A 15059-nucleotide genomic window follows, 5' to 3' on the forward strand; every position below is an offset into this window, starting at 1 on the left:
CGATATATGGCACAGGTCAAAGTGGGCATCATCATGGGCAGCCAGTCGGACTGGCCGACCATGAAGGAAGCCGCCGATATTCTCGACGAATTGAACATCCCTTACGAGGCCAAGATCGTGTCGGCCCACCGCACGCCGGACCGGCTGTGGACCTATGGCAAGACCGCCGTCGAACGTGGCCTGCAGGTGATCATCGCAGGCGCCGGCGGCGCCGCCCACCTGCCCGGCATGATGGCGTCCAAAACCCGGGTGCCGGTGATCGGCGTTCCGGTGCAGACCAAGGCGCTTTCCGGCGTCGACAGCCTCTATTCCATCCTGCAGATGCCGCGCGGTTTCCCCGTCGCCACCATGGCGATCGGCGGTGCGGGCGCCAAGAACGCGGGCCTGATGGCCGCCGCGATCCTGGCAAATACCGATGCCACAATCGCACAGCGCCTCGACGACTGGCGCGACGCCCTGTCCGCCTCCATTCCCGATGAGCCCTCCGATGACTGACGTTTTGCAAACCGGCGCCGTGATTGGCATCCTGGGCGGCGGCCAGCTGGGCCGGATGCTCTCCGTCGCGGCCTCCCGCCTCGGGCTGAAGACCCATATTTTCGAGCCCGGCGCCAACCCGCCCGCGGCCGACGTGGCCCATATGGTGACCACCGCGTCTTACGAGGACGAAGCGGCGCTGACCGCCTTCGCCGAAACCGTGGACGTGATCACCTACGAATTCGAAAACATCCCCACCTCGGCGCTCGACATCCTCGAAAAGCTGCGCCCGATCCGGCCCAACCGCCGGACGCTGGCGGTATCGCAGGACCGGCTGGTCGAAAAGGCCTTCCTCAGCGAACATGGCCTGAGAACCGCCCCCTTCGCCGCCGTGGACGATGAAGTGGACCTGGCCGAGGCAATCGCCGAAATCGGCACCCCCGCGATCCTGAAAACCCGCCGCTTCGGGTATGACGGCAAGGGCCAGGCCCGGATCATGACGCCCGAAGACGCCGAACAGGCGCTCGCCGACATGGCCGGCGCGCCCGCGATCCTCGAAGGCTTCATCGATTTCAGCCACGAAGTGTCGGTGATCGGCACCCGCGGCGCCGACGGCGAAATCGCCTGTTTCGATCCCGGCGAAAACGTCCATCGCGACGGCATCCTGCGCACCACCACCGTGCCCGCCAACCTGACCAGCGCACAGCGCACCGACGCGGTGCTGCTGACCGCCAAGATCCTCAACACGCTGCATTACATCGGCACGATGGGGGTGGAACTGTTCGTCACGCCCGAGGGCCTGATCGTCAACGAAATCGCGCCCCGGGTTCACAATTCCGGCCACTGGACGCAGAATGGCTGCACCGTCGACCAGTTCGAACAGCATATCCGCGCCGTGGCGGGCTGGCCGCTGGGCGACGCCAAGCGTCACGCCGACGTGCAGATGGAAAACCTGATCGGCGACGACATGGACCGCGTTCCGCATATCGCCAAGGAAACCAACGCCGCGCTGCACCTCTACGGCAAGGCCGAGGTCAAGCCCGGCCGCAAGATGGGCCACGTGAACCGGATCAAGACCTGATCAAGCAAGGCTGGGGCTCATAACAGCGCCCCGGCCTTCATCTTGGCCCAAATACCTCCCGCGGAGCGTCCCGCACCCGCCGCTCCCGCTCAGCCCAGAAACCGCTCGGCCACCTCGCCGCTCAGGTGCGTCACCCGCCCCCCGGCCACGGTCGCGCCGATCCGCCCCTCGCCATCCAGCACCACCAAATCGGCCCGCTTGCCGGGTTCCAGCACGCCGCGGTCGCCCAGCCCCAGCAGCCGCGCCGGGCCCGCCGACACCAGCCCCCAGGCCCGTTCCAGCCCGATTTCCTGCGCCAGGATCAAAGCCGCCTGGCGCGGTGCCGGGTAGTGGTAATCCGACGCCAGGGCATCGCACAGCCCGCCCCGGATCAGATCGCCTGCGCTGGCATTGCCCGAATGCGACCCGCCGCGCACCACGTTGGGCGCACCCAGCACGACCGGGTCCGCCACCGCGCGCGCGGCGGCTGCCGCCACTTGTGTTTCGGGGAATTCCGACACCGTCACCCCGCGCGCGTGCCACGCCCGGCGCAGACCGGCGGTGTTATCGTCATGGCTGCCCAGCAATACGCCCGCCGCGCCCAGCCGCGCCGCCAGCCCAGCCACCGCCGGGGCGACCCCCGCCATGTGCAGATGCATCGACCGCATCAGCGCCAGATGCGCCTCGGGGCTGCGGCCGCCCTTCAGCGCCTGCCCGGTCAGCCGCGGCGGCCGCTTGCCCTTGATCAGCGCGTCATGCGGCAGGTGATCGTTGAACACCACGTAGGGTACACCGAATTCCGCCACCGCCGCTTCGAACGCGGCGTAATCGTCCAGCATGAACAGCTCGAAGCGCAGCTGCGCGCGCAGATCGGTGCCGGTGCCCCGATACTCGCGCAGCGCCCGCAGGAAGCGCAGCGCGAAATCGCGCCCGCGCATGCCGCCTTCCCAGCTCCAGAACTGCGCCAAGTAGGCGGTGGTGATGCCGTTCGCCGCCAGCTCCGCCTCGGCCGAAATCAGACCGGCACCCAGGTCCTTCATCGCGCCCCGGCGCGGCGCCAGGTGGCGTTCAAACCCGTCGCCATGAGGATCGACGATGCCGGGCAGCACCCGGAACCCAGACAGGTCCACCCGCCGCCCCGGCCCACCCGCGCACAGCACCCCACCCGACAGGCCCAGATCCGCGCGCTGCAATCCGCCGGGCAGCAGAACCTCCGCCCCGCTCAATGTCAGCTCCAGCACTGGCTATTCCCCCTCGGGCAGTTTCCTCAGCGCGTCCGTCCAGGTCAGCCCCCGGTCGAACGCCCCTTTTTCGATAAATTCCAGCGCCTGCGCAATCACCATCGGGTCGTTCATCATGAAGGTATGGGTCACCGGCAGCACGATATGATCGGCCATCCCAGCCACCCGGGTCGAGGCGACCGACACCTTGCCGTCATCATCGCCTTCGATCAGCGCCGAAAACACCGGGTTGAGCGACCGGTTGCCCGCGATCACCCCCAGCTCGAAATCCACCTCGGGCAAATGCGCCGGCAACCCCTGCTCGCCGGTGCCCAGTTGCTGCCCCGCCGGCCCGTTGAACCAGCCGAAGGCCTTCAGCTCGCCAAACACATCGACCACCTCGGACCCGCCATTGGGCGGCGACAGCATCACCACCCGGCCAATATCTTCGGTGCCATGCCCGACCAGCCAGTAGCGCAGCAATATGCCGCCCATCGAATGGGTCACGAAATGGATCGGCCGGCCCTCGCATTGTGCGGCGGCGCGCGGCAGGACCTCCTGCGCGAGGTTGGAAATCGTTTCCTCGGTCGAGGGATACCCGGGCCGGACCACCTCGTACCCCTTGTGGCGCAGCACCTGTTCCATCAGCAGGAAGGAACTTTCGGTCCGCGCCAGCCCGTGCAGCAGCACGACACAGCCCGCCCCGGCCTGCGCGGGGGCCAGCGCCGGGATCAGCATCGCCAAAATCAGACTCAGAATACGCATGCCCCCGACATAGGCGCTTCGCGCCCCGTCGGGAAGCCTCGGCCGCGAAATCGCCCGCGCCGCCTGCCCGTCCTGCCCGTCCTGCCCGCTAGGCCAGCCCGTTCAGCACGAAGGGCGTCAGCTGCTGCGCGACCAGCCGGTGATAGGCGGAACTGGGGCTGACCGTGGCGGCGCGCGCCTGGGCAGCACCGAACACCATGTCCCGGACGCCCTGCTGCGACACCCATTGGTCCGATCCGATCCGCAGCAGCTCCACCCCGTCGCTTTGCAGCCGCGCCAGCATGTCCCGGTCCAGCAGCCGGGTCATCGCCTGGCCTTCCTCCATCCACAACAGCAGCACCGGGCGCCCATAAAGCCGCAGCGCCAGCTGCATCCTTTCGGCCCATGTGGCCTGCAATTCCGCCCGCACCTGGCGGAATTTATGCCGCGATACATGCTGCAGCCGGTTCAACAGGTGCCCGACAAAGCTGAATTCGGTGAAATCCACCGACGGATACAGCCGCCGGAGCGGCGCGTTGGCCTTGATGAACCGGTCGTTGCGGCGCGGATGCACCGTGTAGAACCGGTTCGACAGGTATTGCGGCCCCATCAGCTGCAGCACCACCATCCGGGCGCCGCGCGCCAGCGAAATCACCGTCGCGTCCTGCAGGAAACTGTCCAGCCCGGCATTGGCGCTGCCCAGGTTCAGGCAGGGCATGCCGGTCATGTCCTCGACCAGCGCCGGATAGGGCCGGGCGACGAACCGGCCGAAGGTTTCGCTGCCGCCGATGAAACAGACGTAATCGCGTGGCACCGGCCGCATCGGCCCGCGGAATTGCAGTTTCGACCGTCCGTATCGGCACGGCAGGTAATCCAGGGCCTCGGCCCCTTGCTTTGCGTATGTCATAGCGCCCACCAATTTCATAACCCGGCCACAGCCTGACCCCGAGTCGTTGAAAAAGGGCTAAACTTAAAATTCGCGGGATTTGAATGTGTCACCGCCGGTCTTGCAGCCGCGGCTCACACATGCCTATCTGGGGACAAGAACGGATGAGGGACAAGATCATGGAAATTCGCAAAATCGGCGTGATCGGGGCCGGTCAGATGGGCAACGGGATCGCGCATGTGATGGCGCTGGCCGGGTATGACGTGCTGCTCAACGACATCAACCGCGAAGCGCTGGACGCCGCCGTCGCGCTGATTTCGCGCAACCTCGACCGCCAGGTCAGCCGCGACAAGATCAGCCAGGCCGACAAGGATGCCGCGATGGCGCGGATCGACACCACGCTGACCCTGACCGACCTGGGCCAGACCGACCTGGTGATCGAAGCGGCCACCGAACGCGAAACCGTCAAACAGGCGATCTTCGACGAACTGGGTCCGCATCTGCAGCCGCACACGATCCTGACCTCGAACACCTCGTCGATCTCGATCACCCGCCTGGCCAGCCGCACCGACCGGCCGGAACGCTTCATGGGCTTCCATTTCATGAACCCGGTGCCGCTGATGCAGCTGGTCGAACTGATCCGCGGCATTGCCACGGATGAACCCACCTACAAGGCTTGCCTCGGCGTGGTCGAACGGCTGGGCAAGACCGCCGCCAGCGCCGAAGATTTCCCCGCCTTCATCGTCAACCGCATCCTGGTGCCGATGATCAACGAAGCGGTCTACACACTCTACGAAGGGGTCGGCAACGTGAAGTCGATCGACGAATCGATGAAGCTCGGCGCCAACCACCCGATGGGGCCGCTGGAACTGGCCGATTTCATCGGGCTCGACACCTGCCTGGCGATCATGAACGTGCTGCATGACGGGCTGGCCGACACCAAGTACCGGCCCTGTCCGCTGCTGGTGAAATATGTCGAAGCCGGATGGCTGGGCCGCAAGTCGGGCCGCGGCTTCTACGACTATCGCGGCGAGGTCCCGGTGCCGACGCGCTAAGGCCGCACCTGACCATTCGGCCCCTCAGGACCAAGGATTCTCGAAAATCCTTGGTCACGCGATTTGTCAAATCGCGTCAAAGCGCCTTCCAAGGCGCTTTACCCCGTCCCTAAAAGAATAGCTCAGTCGATCAGGCCAAGCGTGTGTTCGCGCAGCCAGGCGATATAGCCGCGCGGGTCCGAGGCCAGCCGTTCCATCTGATCATCGCTCAGCGGATGGCCGATGACCGGTTTGTGCGGCTGGTTGCAGCTGTGCACGATTTCATGCAGCAAAAGCCCCTGCCGCAGCGTCGCCGAGACCTGGTTGGCCATGTGGTACCAGCGCGAATTCTCGCCGGTGAACCGGATCGGCACCACCGTCGCACCCGAGCGGCGGATCATCTGCGCGGTGAACACGTTCCAGTCGGCCTCGACCACCGGGCCGAGCATCGATTTGGACGACGCCACCACGCCCGAGGGGAACACGCTGACCACGCCGCCCTGTTTCAGATGCGCCATCGCTGAGGCGCGCATTTCCACGCTCTTGCGCTGCGCGTCTTCCTCGTACGGGAACGGCACCGGGATCAGGTAGGACGACGCGACCTCGTCCAGCCCGGTCAGCAATTCGCGGGTCAGGATACGGTAATCGTTGCGCCGCCGGCCGATCAGTTCGGCCAGGATCATCCCGTCGACCAACCCGTGCGGGTGGTTGGCCACCACCACCACCGGCCCCTCGGTCGGGATGCGTTCGATCTGTTCCATCGGCGTCTGCAGGTCGATGCCCATCACGTCCAGGCAGGCGCCCCAGAACGCCTGCCCCTCGGGGGTACCGCGGCGTTCGAAGTCGCGGATCATCCGCAGGATGGAAATCTTGCCGGTCAGCCATTCGATTGCCCGGATCGTCTGCGACTTGGCGAAACTGTCGAAACTGTTGGCATAGGTCAGGCTGCGCCGGTCATAGGTGGTGAAACTCACCCCCTGCTGCGGTTGCCCGGTCTGATCCTTGCCTGCGCTGTCCACCACGTGTCCCGTACCGTCCATATCACGCGTCCCCGCGCTTACATGTCTTCGCCGAACCGGTCCGCTACCAGCGCTTCGATCGCATCGGCAAGCGCCTCGGCATCCGGTCCGGACGTCTGGACTTCAATAGTGGTTCCTTTGGAGGCTGCCAACATCAAAAGCCCCATGATGCTGTCGCCCGAGGCCGACATGCCGTCACGGCAGATCTCGGCCGTGGCATCGAATCCCTCGACCACTTCCACCAGCTTGGCGGAGGCGCGGGCATGCAGCCCCTTTTCGTTGATGATCTCGAATTTGCGCAATGTTGTTTCGGGCATGTTTTATAGGACTTTGGTTACAATCTGACTGTCAATATATTTGCGCCCCGCTTCCATCGCAGCACGGACCGCGTCGGCGACGCCAAGATGGCGGGATTTCGCCAGCTTGATCAGCATCGGGAGGTTGGCGCCATAGAGAATGCGGCGGTTGTCGTGCTGGCAAGCCAGCAGCGACAGGTTGGACGGCGAGCCGCCGAACATGTCGGTCACCACCACCACGCCCTTGCCCTGATCGACCGCGTCGGCGGCTTCGCAGATTTCACGCTGCTTCTGCGCCCGGTCGTGATCCACATCGATGGAAATGGCGCGAATGCCGGATTGGGGACCGACGACATGTTCGATCGCGGCCAGGTATTCCTGCGCCAATCCCCCATGCGCGACGATGACGATACCGATCAAGCTTGCCTTCCTTCGCCTGCATTCGCTGTCTGCTGCGACGCCCCGGCGACGGCGCTAGCCTGCCTCCGCTCGAGTTCGCGATGCCTAGTTGACACTTGCCAGCCGTCCTCCGCAAGGGCCTGGGACATCTTTTCTGCGATTGCCACCGACCGGTGTTGCCCGCCGGTACAGCCGAAACCGATGGCGAAATGCGCCTTGCCTTCCTCCATATAGGCCGGCAGCAGCATCCGGGCCAGGTCCAGCACCTTGTCGAAGAAGGGGACGAAACGAGGATCGCCGGCGATATGGGCAACCACATCGGCGCTGCGCCCGTCCAGCGCCCGCAGCGATTGTTCCCAATAGGGATTTTTCAGGAACCGGCAGTCCAGCACCATGTCCATGCCGCGCGGCAGCCCGCGCTTGTAGGAAAAGGAATTCACCGACACCGCCAGCCGCGCGCCGCTTTCGGGGGTGATCAGCCGCTCGACCTCGGCGCGCAAATCATGCGGGGTCAGGTCGGAACTGTCGATCAGGATATCGGCCCGCGCCCGGATCGGCACCAGCAGATCCAACTCGCGCTGCACCCCCTCTTCAGGGCCTTCCGCCGGGGCCAGCGGGTGGCGGCGGCGGGTTTCGGAAAACCGCCGCAGCAACACGTCCGAGCGGCAGTCGAGATACAAGAGCTCGGTCTCCATCCCCGGCGCGTCGCGCAGGCTGTCGAGGGTTTCGATCAGCGCGTTGACGGAAAAGTCGCGGTTGCGCACATCCAGCCCCAGCACCAGGTCGCGGCCCAGCGGCGGGTCTTCCAGCAGCCGCGGCAGCAGCCGCAGCGGCAGGTTGTCGATCGCCTCGAACCCCAGATCCTCCATCGTGCGGATCGCGGTGGTGCGCCCGGCGCCGGAAGGACCGGTGACAAGGACGATGCGCTGTCGCCCCACGCTGTTGGTTTCGGCTTCGCTCATGGCTCAGTCCCGCCTGCCCGCCTTCAGATAGTGCAGAATCGCAGCCGGGAAATGCTGCGCCTGCACATTGTGCAGCAACGGGCGCGAAACTCCCAGAACCGTCACGGTTTTTTTATCCGGCAGACGCAGCGTTTCTTCTTGGTCCAGATCGACCCACAGCGCGGCGCGGGCCGGGCCTGTGGCCTGCGCGTCCAGGATACCGACAAAGCGCGCCTCGATCCGGCCGCGGATGGTGTCCGGCGCGTCGGCCCAGATCGTGTCGCCGTCTTTCCAAAGACAAGTCCGGTCATCCGCCACCAACCCCGCGCCCAATGCCATCAACTGCAGCGCCAGCCCGGATTTGCCTGCGCCTGCGCGGCCGGTGATCACCACCGCGCGCCCGTCAAGCGCGACGGTGCTGGCATGGGTAATCAGGCAATCGCTGTCCGCCGGGCGGTCCACGTCACACCGGCAGGCCCACGACGAACCGCGCGCCCAGCGGTTCCGAGGTCGCGTCGGCATCGGTCGGGCGGATGTTTTCGGCCCAGATCACGCCGCCATGCGCCTCGACGATCTGTTTCGAAATCGCCAGGCCAAGGCCGGAATTGTTGCCGAACTGGTGTTCGGGGCGTTCCGAATAGAACCGCTTGAACACCTTGGTCAGCGCTTCTTCGGGGATGCCGGGGCCGGTGTCTTCGACCACCACCAGCACGCGGTTTTCGCGCTGCCGTGCCCAGACGCGGATCGCGTCGCCCTCTTCGCAGAAACTGATCGCGTTGGTGATCAGGTTGACGAAAACCTGCGCCAGCCGCGCCTCCAGCCCCATGATCTCGATCGGGGTCTCGGGCAGGTCGGTGATGAAATCGACGCCCTGTTCGCCCGCCTGCTGGCCCAGGTATTCGCTGAGGTTGCGCAGCATCTTCAGCAGGTCGAAGGATTCCTGTTCTTCCTTCACCAGTTCGCTGTCCAGCCGCGAGGCGTTGGAAATGTCGCTGACCAGGCGGTCCAGCCGGCGCACGTCGTGATCGATCACGTCCAGCAGTTTTTCGCGCTGATCGTCGCGCTTGGCGACCCGCAGGGTGCCCACGGCCGAGCGCAGGCTGGCCAGCGGGTTCTTGATCTCATGCGCCACGTCGGCGGCGAATTGTTCGTTGCTGTCGATCCGGTCGTACAGCGCCGACACCATGCCGCGCAACGCGCCGGACAGGCGGCCGATCTCGTCGGGCCGCGCGGTCAGGTCGGGGATGCGGATACGGCCGCCGGTCTTCTGCCGCTTGTCGCGCGCGCCACCCAGTTCGGCGGCGGCGGCCAGGTCGGCCAGCGGGTTGGCGATGGTCGAGGCCAGCACCAGGCTCAGCCCGATCGACACCAGGATCGCGATCAGGAACATCTGCAGCACCCGTTCGCGCTGCGCCCGCACCAGAAGATCGACCTCGCCCGCCAGGCTGCTCAGCGCGACGACGCCGACGATGCGGCCGCCCTGTTCGATCGGGGTGGCGGCGGTGAAAATCTTGGCGCCGCCGGTCGCGGTGCCCATGTCGATGCGCGCCTCGCCGGTCAGCGCCTCGGCCGCCAGTTGCCGCGCCTGATCCTCGACGCTGGGCAGCACCGCCGCGGTGTCGTTCAGGGAAAACAGCCCCGACATCTTGTCCCAAAGCCAGGACAGCGCGTCGATGATCAGCGTCGGCCCCGGTTCGGGCATGTCGGCGGTCGGCGCGCCGCCCTGCCCTTCGACGCTGGACACCAAGGCGATGTCGCGGTCGAAGACGAAGGCTTCGACACCGTCGCGCAGGTCCAGCGCTTCCAGCGTACGGGCGGCATCGACCGCGCCGCCAGTGGCCGAAATATCCGTCACGGCTTCGTCGGGCAGCTGCGCCTCGATCACGTCGGCGATCAGTTCCGCCTGCGCCACCAGCGAATTGGCCCGTTCCACCGCGAAGGAATCGCGCGAGGAATTCAGCAGCAACACCCCGGCAACCAGGATGTTCAGCGCGATCAGGTTGAAGGTGATGATCTTGCGGGTCAGCGGCGACCGGTTCAGCGACAGCCAACCGCGCCGTTCACGACGAACGCGCAGTTCCTTGTCCACGGTGCTGGCCGGGGCGACGAAATCGTCGCCCAGCACCACGTCGCCACTTTGTCGTGTCGCCGTATCCCGCAAGTTGATCCCTTCAGCCAGCGCCATTCTCAGTCTTCGTTATACCGGTAACCGATGCCGTACAGCGTTTCGATCGCCGCGAATTCCGGGTCGGCGGTGCGCATCTTCTTGCGCAGCCGTTTGATGTGGCTGTCGATAGTTCGGTCGTCGACATAGACCTGATCGTCATAGGCCACATCCATCAGCTGATCGCGCGACTTCACGAAGCCGGGGCGCTGTGCCAGCGCCTGCAGCAGCAGGAATTCGGTCACGGTCAGCGACACGTCGTTGCCCTTCCAGCTAACCGAGTGGCGCAGCGGGTCCATCCGCAGGTCGCCGCGTTCGATCACCTTTGTTTCCTCGGTCTCGACCACCTCGATGCCCGACACCGCGTCCTGGCGGCGCAGCAGCGCGCGGATGCGTTCGACCAGCAGGCGCTGCGAAAACGGTTTCTTGACGTAATCGTCGGCGCCCATGCGCAGGCCCAGAACCTCGTCGATCTCATCGTCCTTGGAGGTCAGGAAGATCACCGGCATCTGGGTTTTCTGGCGCAGCCGCTGCAACAGGTCCATCCCGTCCATCCGCGGCATCTTGATATCCAGAACGGCCATGTCCGGCAGCTTGCGATTGAACGCATCCAGCGCGGATTGACCGTCATTATAAGTCTCGACCTCGAACCCTTCTGCCTCAAGAGTCATGGCCACCGATGTCAGGATATTCCTGTCATCGTCCACAAGGGCGATTTTCGACATGGGAGAATTCCTTTTACTGCTCTTATTGCCTAATTTTTTCCTCATTATGCCCAAAATCTCCCTTGGCAATCAATCGGAAACTGCGAATCAGCCCCGCCACAGAACCGATTTCACGGCAATTTTCTCAACCAATGGCTAATTTGCCTCACATCCGGCGGGACGGCGGCGCGGCGACCGGGGGATTTCCGCCTTGATTGCGCTAACTTCGATTTGGTTGCGCTAACTGCGCTAAACCGTCCTGTTACTTCATGGAAACGTCATGTTAAGAGGCCGGTTATCGGGTACTGCATCCGGTCGGGAACGGGAGAGGAGTCTCGCCCCCGCATGGACAATCGCCGCGACATGCGCGGCTACAGGAGCTTGGCAATATGACATTTGGACGGGTAAACCCGGAATTCCAGCTGGAAGATCAGGGGATCACTGGGCTGGGCAATGTCTTTTACAATCTTATGGAGCCCGCGCTGATCGAAGCCGCGCTCAAAAACGGCGAAGGCACGCTGGGCAACGGCGGCGCCTTCCTGGTCACCACCGGGAAATTCACCGGCCGGTCGCCCAAGGACAAGCATGTCGTCAAGACCGACAGCGTCGTCGATAAGATCTGGTGGGAAAACAATGCCGCGATGTCGCCGGAAGGGTTCGACAACCTCTATGCCGATATGCTGGAGCACATGAAGGGCCGCGACTTCTACGTTCAGGACCTCGTCGGCGGCGCCGATCCCGATCATGCGATCAACGTCCGCATGGTGACCGAGCTGGCCTGGCACGGCCTGTTCATCCGCCACCTGCTGCGCCGTCCCGAGCGCGAAGCGCTGGACAGCTTCCTGGCCGATTTCACCGTCATCAACTGCCCCAGCTTCAAGGCCGACCCGGAACGCCATGACTGCCGCAGCGACACCGTGATCGCGATGAACTTCGACAAGAAGCTGATCCTGATCGGCAACACCGAATATGCCGGCGAGAACAAGAAATCGGTGTTCACCCTGCTGAACTACCTGCTGCCGGAACAGGGCGTCATGCCGATGCACTGCTCGGCCAACCACGCCATCGACAACCCGGTCGACACCGCGATCTTCTTCGGCCTGTCGGGCACCGGCAAGACCACCCTGTCGGCCGACCCGTCGCGCACCCTGATCGGCGATGACGAACACGGCTGGTCGGATCGCGGCACCTTCAACTTCGAAGGCGGCTGCTATGCCAAGACCATCGGCCTGAACCCCGAGGCGGAACCGGAAATCTACGCCACCACCACGAAGTTCGGCACCGTGATCGAAAACATGGTCTTCGACCCGGAAACCTTCGAACTCGACTTCGAAGATTCCAGCCTGACCGAAAACATGCGCTGCGCCTATCCGCTGGAATACATCTCGAATTCCTCGGACACCGCGCTTGGCGGTCACCCGAAGAACGTGATCCTGCTGACCTGCGACGCTTACGGCGTGCTGCCGCCGATCGCGCGACTGACCCCGGCGCAGGCGATGTATCACTTCCTGTCGGGCTTCACCTCGAAGACCCCGGGCACCGAACGTGGCGTCGTTGAACCCGAACCCACCTTCTCGACCTGCTTCGGCGCACCGTTCATGCCGCGTCGTCCGGAAACCTACGGCAACCTGCTGCGCGACAAGATCGGCAAGCACGGCGCGACCTGCTGGCTGGTCAACACCGGCTGGACCGGCGGCGCCTTCGGCACCGGTTCGCGGATGCCGATCAAGGCAACCCGCGCGCTGCTGACCGCCGCGCTGGAAGGCTCGCTGAACGAAGCCGAGTTCCGCAAGGACGAAAACTTCGGCTTCGACGTGCCGGTTTCGGTTCCGGGCGTCGACGAAAAGCTGCTGGACCCGCGCCAGACATGGGCGGATGCAGCCGCCTATGACGCGCAGGCCGCCAAGCTGGTGCAGATGTTCGCCGACAACTTCGAACAGTATGTGCCTTACATCGACGAAGACGTGAAAGCCGCCGCGATCGGCTGATCGCGCGGACGTCATCGCAGACACTGCAACGCCCCGGCCCCTAGGCCGGGGCGTTTTTCGTTCCACCCCTTTCCTGCGCGCAACGAGGCAGGCGTTGACAACCCCTGCGCGATGCGGCTAAACGGCGGCCAAGGTGTCGGGCACCTGCCGCCTGCGGACGAAAGTCACGGTGAAGCCCGAAGCAACGATCACCTCACCCTCGAAAGCATTTCGGCGGTGGGCAATGCAGGCCCCCATCGAACTTGAAATGCCTCTTGAGAGGAGTGAGCGATGTCGTCCGGACCCGCCGCTGATAACCGTTTTCTGACCGTCCCGATGGGACGGTTGTTCGTGATCAATGCCCTGCCCATGACCCTTGTGATGTCGATGAGCGGGCTGTTGAACGTCGTCGATGCCGCCTTTCTGGGGCAATTCGTCGGCGCCGGGGCGCTGGCCGCGGTCAGCCTCAGCTTCCCCGTGGTGATGATCACCATCGCCCTGTCCACCCTTGTCAGCGGCGGCATGTCCAGCCTGCTGGCCCGCCACCTGGGCGCCGGCGACAGGCACGCCGCCGAAAGCATCTTCACCCGCGCCCATGGGCTGTCCCTGCTGATTTCCCTGCTGCTGATCGCGACCTTCCTGAGCGCGGGCCGCTGGGGGCTGACCCACCTGCTGGGCGCGCAAGGCGACATCGCCGCGATGGCGCATATCTACCTGTCGATCCTGGTCTTGGGGGCGCCGGTGCAGTTTCTGCTTGGAATCCATGCCGACGCGCTGCGCAACGAAGGCCGCGCCGGTTTCATGGCGCTGCTGTCGGTGGGCGTCACCCTGGCCAATGTGATCCTCGACTACGTGCTGATCGTGATGTTCGATTTCGGCGTGGCGGGATCGGCCTGGGGCACCGTGCTGGCGCAGGGGCTGGGGCTGATCCTGCTGATCGGGATGCGTCTGCGCGACCGGAGCCTGATGCCGCTGTCGGTGCTGACCCGCCACCGCTGGCGCGGCGACTGGAAAACTGTGCTGGCACTGGGCGCGCCGCTCAGCCTCAGCTTCATCGGCCTGGCGCTGGTGTCGGCCACCGTGATCGCGGTGCTGAACCTGACGGCTGCAGCGGGCAGCGCCGACACCGTCGCGGCCTACGGGATAGTGACGCGGATCATGGGCTTCGTGTTCCTGCCGCAGATGGCCATCGCGCTCGCCACCCAGAGCATCGTCGGCAACAATGTCGGCGCCGGGCTTTACGCGCGGTCCGACGCGGCGCTGCGGCTGTCGCTTGTGGTGACGTTCCTCTATTGCCTCGCGGTCGAGGCGGCCCTGCTTGCCACCAGTTCGCGGATCGGGTTCGGTTTCGTGGCGGATCATGCGGTCGTCGCCCAGGTCGCGGTGATCCTGTGGCCCTTGCTTCTGTTCTACCTGTTCGCCGGCCCCATCCTCGTCCTGGCGCTTTATTTCCAGGCCGTGGGGCAACCCGCCCGCACCGCGCTGCTGACGCTGATCAAACCCTTCCTGCTCAGCCCGCTGCTGATCCTTGCCTGCGTCAGCCTCGCCGGGCCGGGCGCGATCTGGTTCGCCTTTCCGCTGGCCGATGGGATCGTGCTGACCTTTGCAACCGCTCTGGTCGCGCGTAGCCTGTCAAAAGGCCCCGGGCAACCGGGGTTCGGATTGACCATGACGGCGGAACGGACATGACCCTCCAGAGCGTGGAAGAAGCCAAGGCGCAAGCAAAGGCCCTGCGCCGGGAGCTGGCGGAACAGGGCACCCCGATCCGCCAGTCCGAGGCGCTGGAACGGATCGCCCGGCAGCACGGCGCGCGCGACTGGAACACGCTGCATGCACGGCTGTCGGCCCCGGCGCTTCGCGGCCTGCGCCCGAACATGCCGGTTCGCGGCCGCTACCTGGGGCAGGATTTCACTGGGCGGATCGTATCCGTGACGAAGGCGGGACAATACCGCCGGGTGAAAATCAGGCTCGACCATCCGGTCGACACGGTCAAATTCGATAGTTTCTCAAATTGGCGACGCACCGTTCAGGGGCTCATCGCCGAGGACGGGCGGTCGCCCGAAAAAACCTCGGACGGCGTGCCGCAACTGATCGTGGAAAGGCTGCCCCTGCGCGGCGCATAGGCCCGGGATCATCCCTGCCGCCGCCAGA

The 15059-nt window shown here is 65.0% G+C and carries 16 protein-coding genes; 6 read left to right on the forward strand and 10 right to left on the reverse strand.

Annotated features, from left to right (window positions below):
* Positions 1-6: 6 nt before the first annotated feature.
* A complete protein-coding gene (gene purE, locus GR167_RS15405) occupies positions 7-495 on the forward strand; it encodes a 5-(carboxyamino)imidazole ribonucleotide mutase (RefSeq protein ID WP_160974610.1) in 489 nt (162 codons plus the stop codon).
* Positions 488-1555: a 5-(carboxyamino)imidazole ribonucleotide synthase gene (locus GR167_RS15410; RefSeq protein ID WP_160974611.1), complete on the forward strand. Its 1068-nt coding sequence runs from the start codon at positions 488-490 to the stop codon at positions 1553-1555. Before purE ends, GR167_RS15410 begins: the two co-directional genes overlap by 8 nt.
* Positions 1556-1644: 89 nt before the next feature.
* Here GR167_RS15410 and GR167_RS15415 read toward each other — a convergent pair whose 3' ends face one another.
* From GR167_RS15415 to GR167_RS15425, 3 genes are all read right to left on the reverse strand, one after another.
* Entirely contained in the window at positions 1645-2772 is a 1128-nt protein-coding gene (locus tag GR167_RS15415; RefSeq protein WP_160974733.1) for an alpha-D-ribose 1-methylphosphonate 5-triphosphate diphosphatase, read from the reverse strand.
* 6 nt (positions 2773-2778) lie between these two features.
* Positions 2779-3519 carry an alpha/beta fold hydrolase gene (locus GR167_RS15420; protein ID WP_160974612.1) on the reverse strand — a complete coding sequence of 247 codons (741 nt, stop codon included), beginning with the start codon at positions 3517-3519 and terminating at the stop codon, positions 2779-2781.
* Between the two features lie 88 nt (positions 3520-3607).
* Positions 3608-4405: a DUF6473 family protein gene (locus GR167_RS15425; protein ID WP_160974613.1), complete on the reverse strand. Its 798-nt coding sequence runs from the start codon at positions 4403-4405 to the stop codon at positions 3608-3610.
* Positions 4406-4563: 158 nt separating this feature from the next.
* Between GR167_RS15425 and GR167_RS15430 the strand changes: the two genes are divergently transcribed.
* Complete coding sequence (locus GR167_RS15430) at positions 4564-5439, forward strand: 3-hydroxybutyryl-CoA dehydrogenase (protein ID WP_160974614.1); 876 nt, start codon at positions 4564-4566, stop codon at positions 5437-5439.
* Between the two features lie 122 nt (positions 5440-5561).
* Here the strand turns inward: GR167_RS15430 and GR167_RS15435 are convergent, their stop codons facing one another.
* From GR167_RS15435 to GR167_RS15465, 7 genes are read right to left on the reverse strand one after another with little or no spacing between them, the layout of a single operon-like run.
* Positions 5562-6458: a lysophospholipid acyltransferase family protein gene (locus GR167_RS15435; RefSeq protein WP_160974615.1), complete on the reverse strand. Its 897-nt coding sequence runs from the start codon at positions 6456-6458 to the stop codon at positions 5562-5564.
* Between the two features lie 17 nt (positions 6459-6475).
* Entirely contained in the window at positions 6476-6754 is a 279-nt protein-coding gene (locus GR167_RS15440; RefSeq protein ID WP_160974616.1) for an HPr family phosphocarrier protein, read from the reverse strand.
* Between the two features lie 3 nt (positions 6755-6757).
* Positions 6758-7153 carry a PTS sugar transporter subunit IIA gene (locus GR167_RS15445; protein WP_160974617.1) on the reverse strand — a complete coding sequence of 132 codons (396 nt, stop codon included), beginning with the start codon at positions 7151-7153 and terminating at the stop codon, positions 6758-6760.
* Complete coding sequence (gene rapZ / locus GR167_RS15450) at positions 7150-8094, reverse strand: RNase adapter RapZ (RefSeq protein ID WP_160974618.1); 945 nt, start codon at positions 8092-8094, stop codon at positions 7150-7152. The genes GR167_RS15445 and rapZ overlap by 4 nt, the downstream gene beginning before the upstream one ends.
* Before the next feature lie 3 nt (positions 8095-8097).
* On the reverse strand, positions 8098-8535 hold the full coding sequence (locus GR167_RS15455) for an HPr kinase/phosphorylase (protein WP_370741325.1): 438 nt from the start codon (positions 8533-8535) through the stop codon (positions 8098-8100).
* A 1-nt stretch (position 8536) separates the two neighbouring features.
* Positions 8537-10258: a sensor histidine kinase gene (locus GR167_RS15460; protein ID WP_160974620.1), complete on the reverse strand. Its 1722-nt coding sequence runs from the start codon at positions 10256-10258 to the stop codon at positions 8537-8539.
* 2 nt (positions 10259-10260) lie between these two features.
* Positions 10261-10962: a response regulator transcription factor gene (locus GR167_RS15465; protein ID WP_160974621.1), complete on the reverse strand. Its 702-nt coding sequence runs from the start codon at positions 10960-10962 to the stop codon at positions 10261-10263.
* Between the two features lie 368 nt (positions 10963-11330).
* On the opposite strand from GR167_RS15465, the gene GR167_RS15470 reads away from it, so the two are divergent.
* The 3 genes from GR167_RS15470 to GR167_RS15480 all read left to right on the forward strand — a co-directional run bounded on the left by GR167_RS15470 (position 11331) and on the right by GR167_RS15480 (position 15031).
* Complete coding sequence (locus GR167_RS15470; protein WP_160974622.1) at positions 11331-12929, forward strand: phosphoenolpyruvate carboxykinase; 1599 nt, start codon at positions 11331-11333, stop codon at positions 12927-12929.
* Between the two features lie 270 nt (positions 12930-13199).
* Positions 13200-14597, forward strand: coding sequence for an MATE family efflux transporter (locus GR167_RS15475; protein ID WP_160974623.1), 1398 nt, complete (start codon positions 13200-13202; stop codon positions 14595-14597).
* Entirely contained in the window at positions 14594-15031 is a 438-nt protein-coding gene (locus GR167_RS15480) for a glyoxalase superfamily protein (protein ID WP_160974624.1), read from the forward strand. The genes GR167_RS15475 and GR167_RS15480 overlap by 4 nt, the downstream gene beginning before the upstream one ends.
* Positions 15032-15059 lie beyond the last annotated feature (28 nt).

The sequence above is a fragment of the Thalassovita mangrovi genome (assembly GCF_009857745.1).
GTDB lineage: Bacteria > Pseudomonadota > Alphaproteobacteria > Rhodobacterales > Rhodobacteraceae > Thalassobius > Thalassobius mangrovi.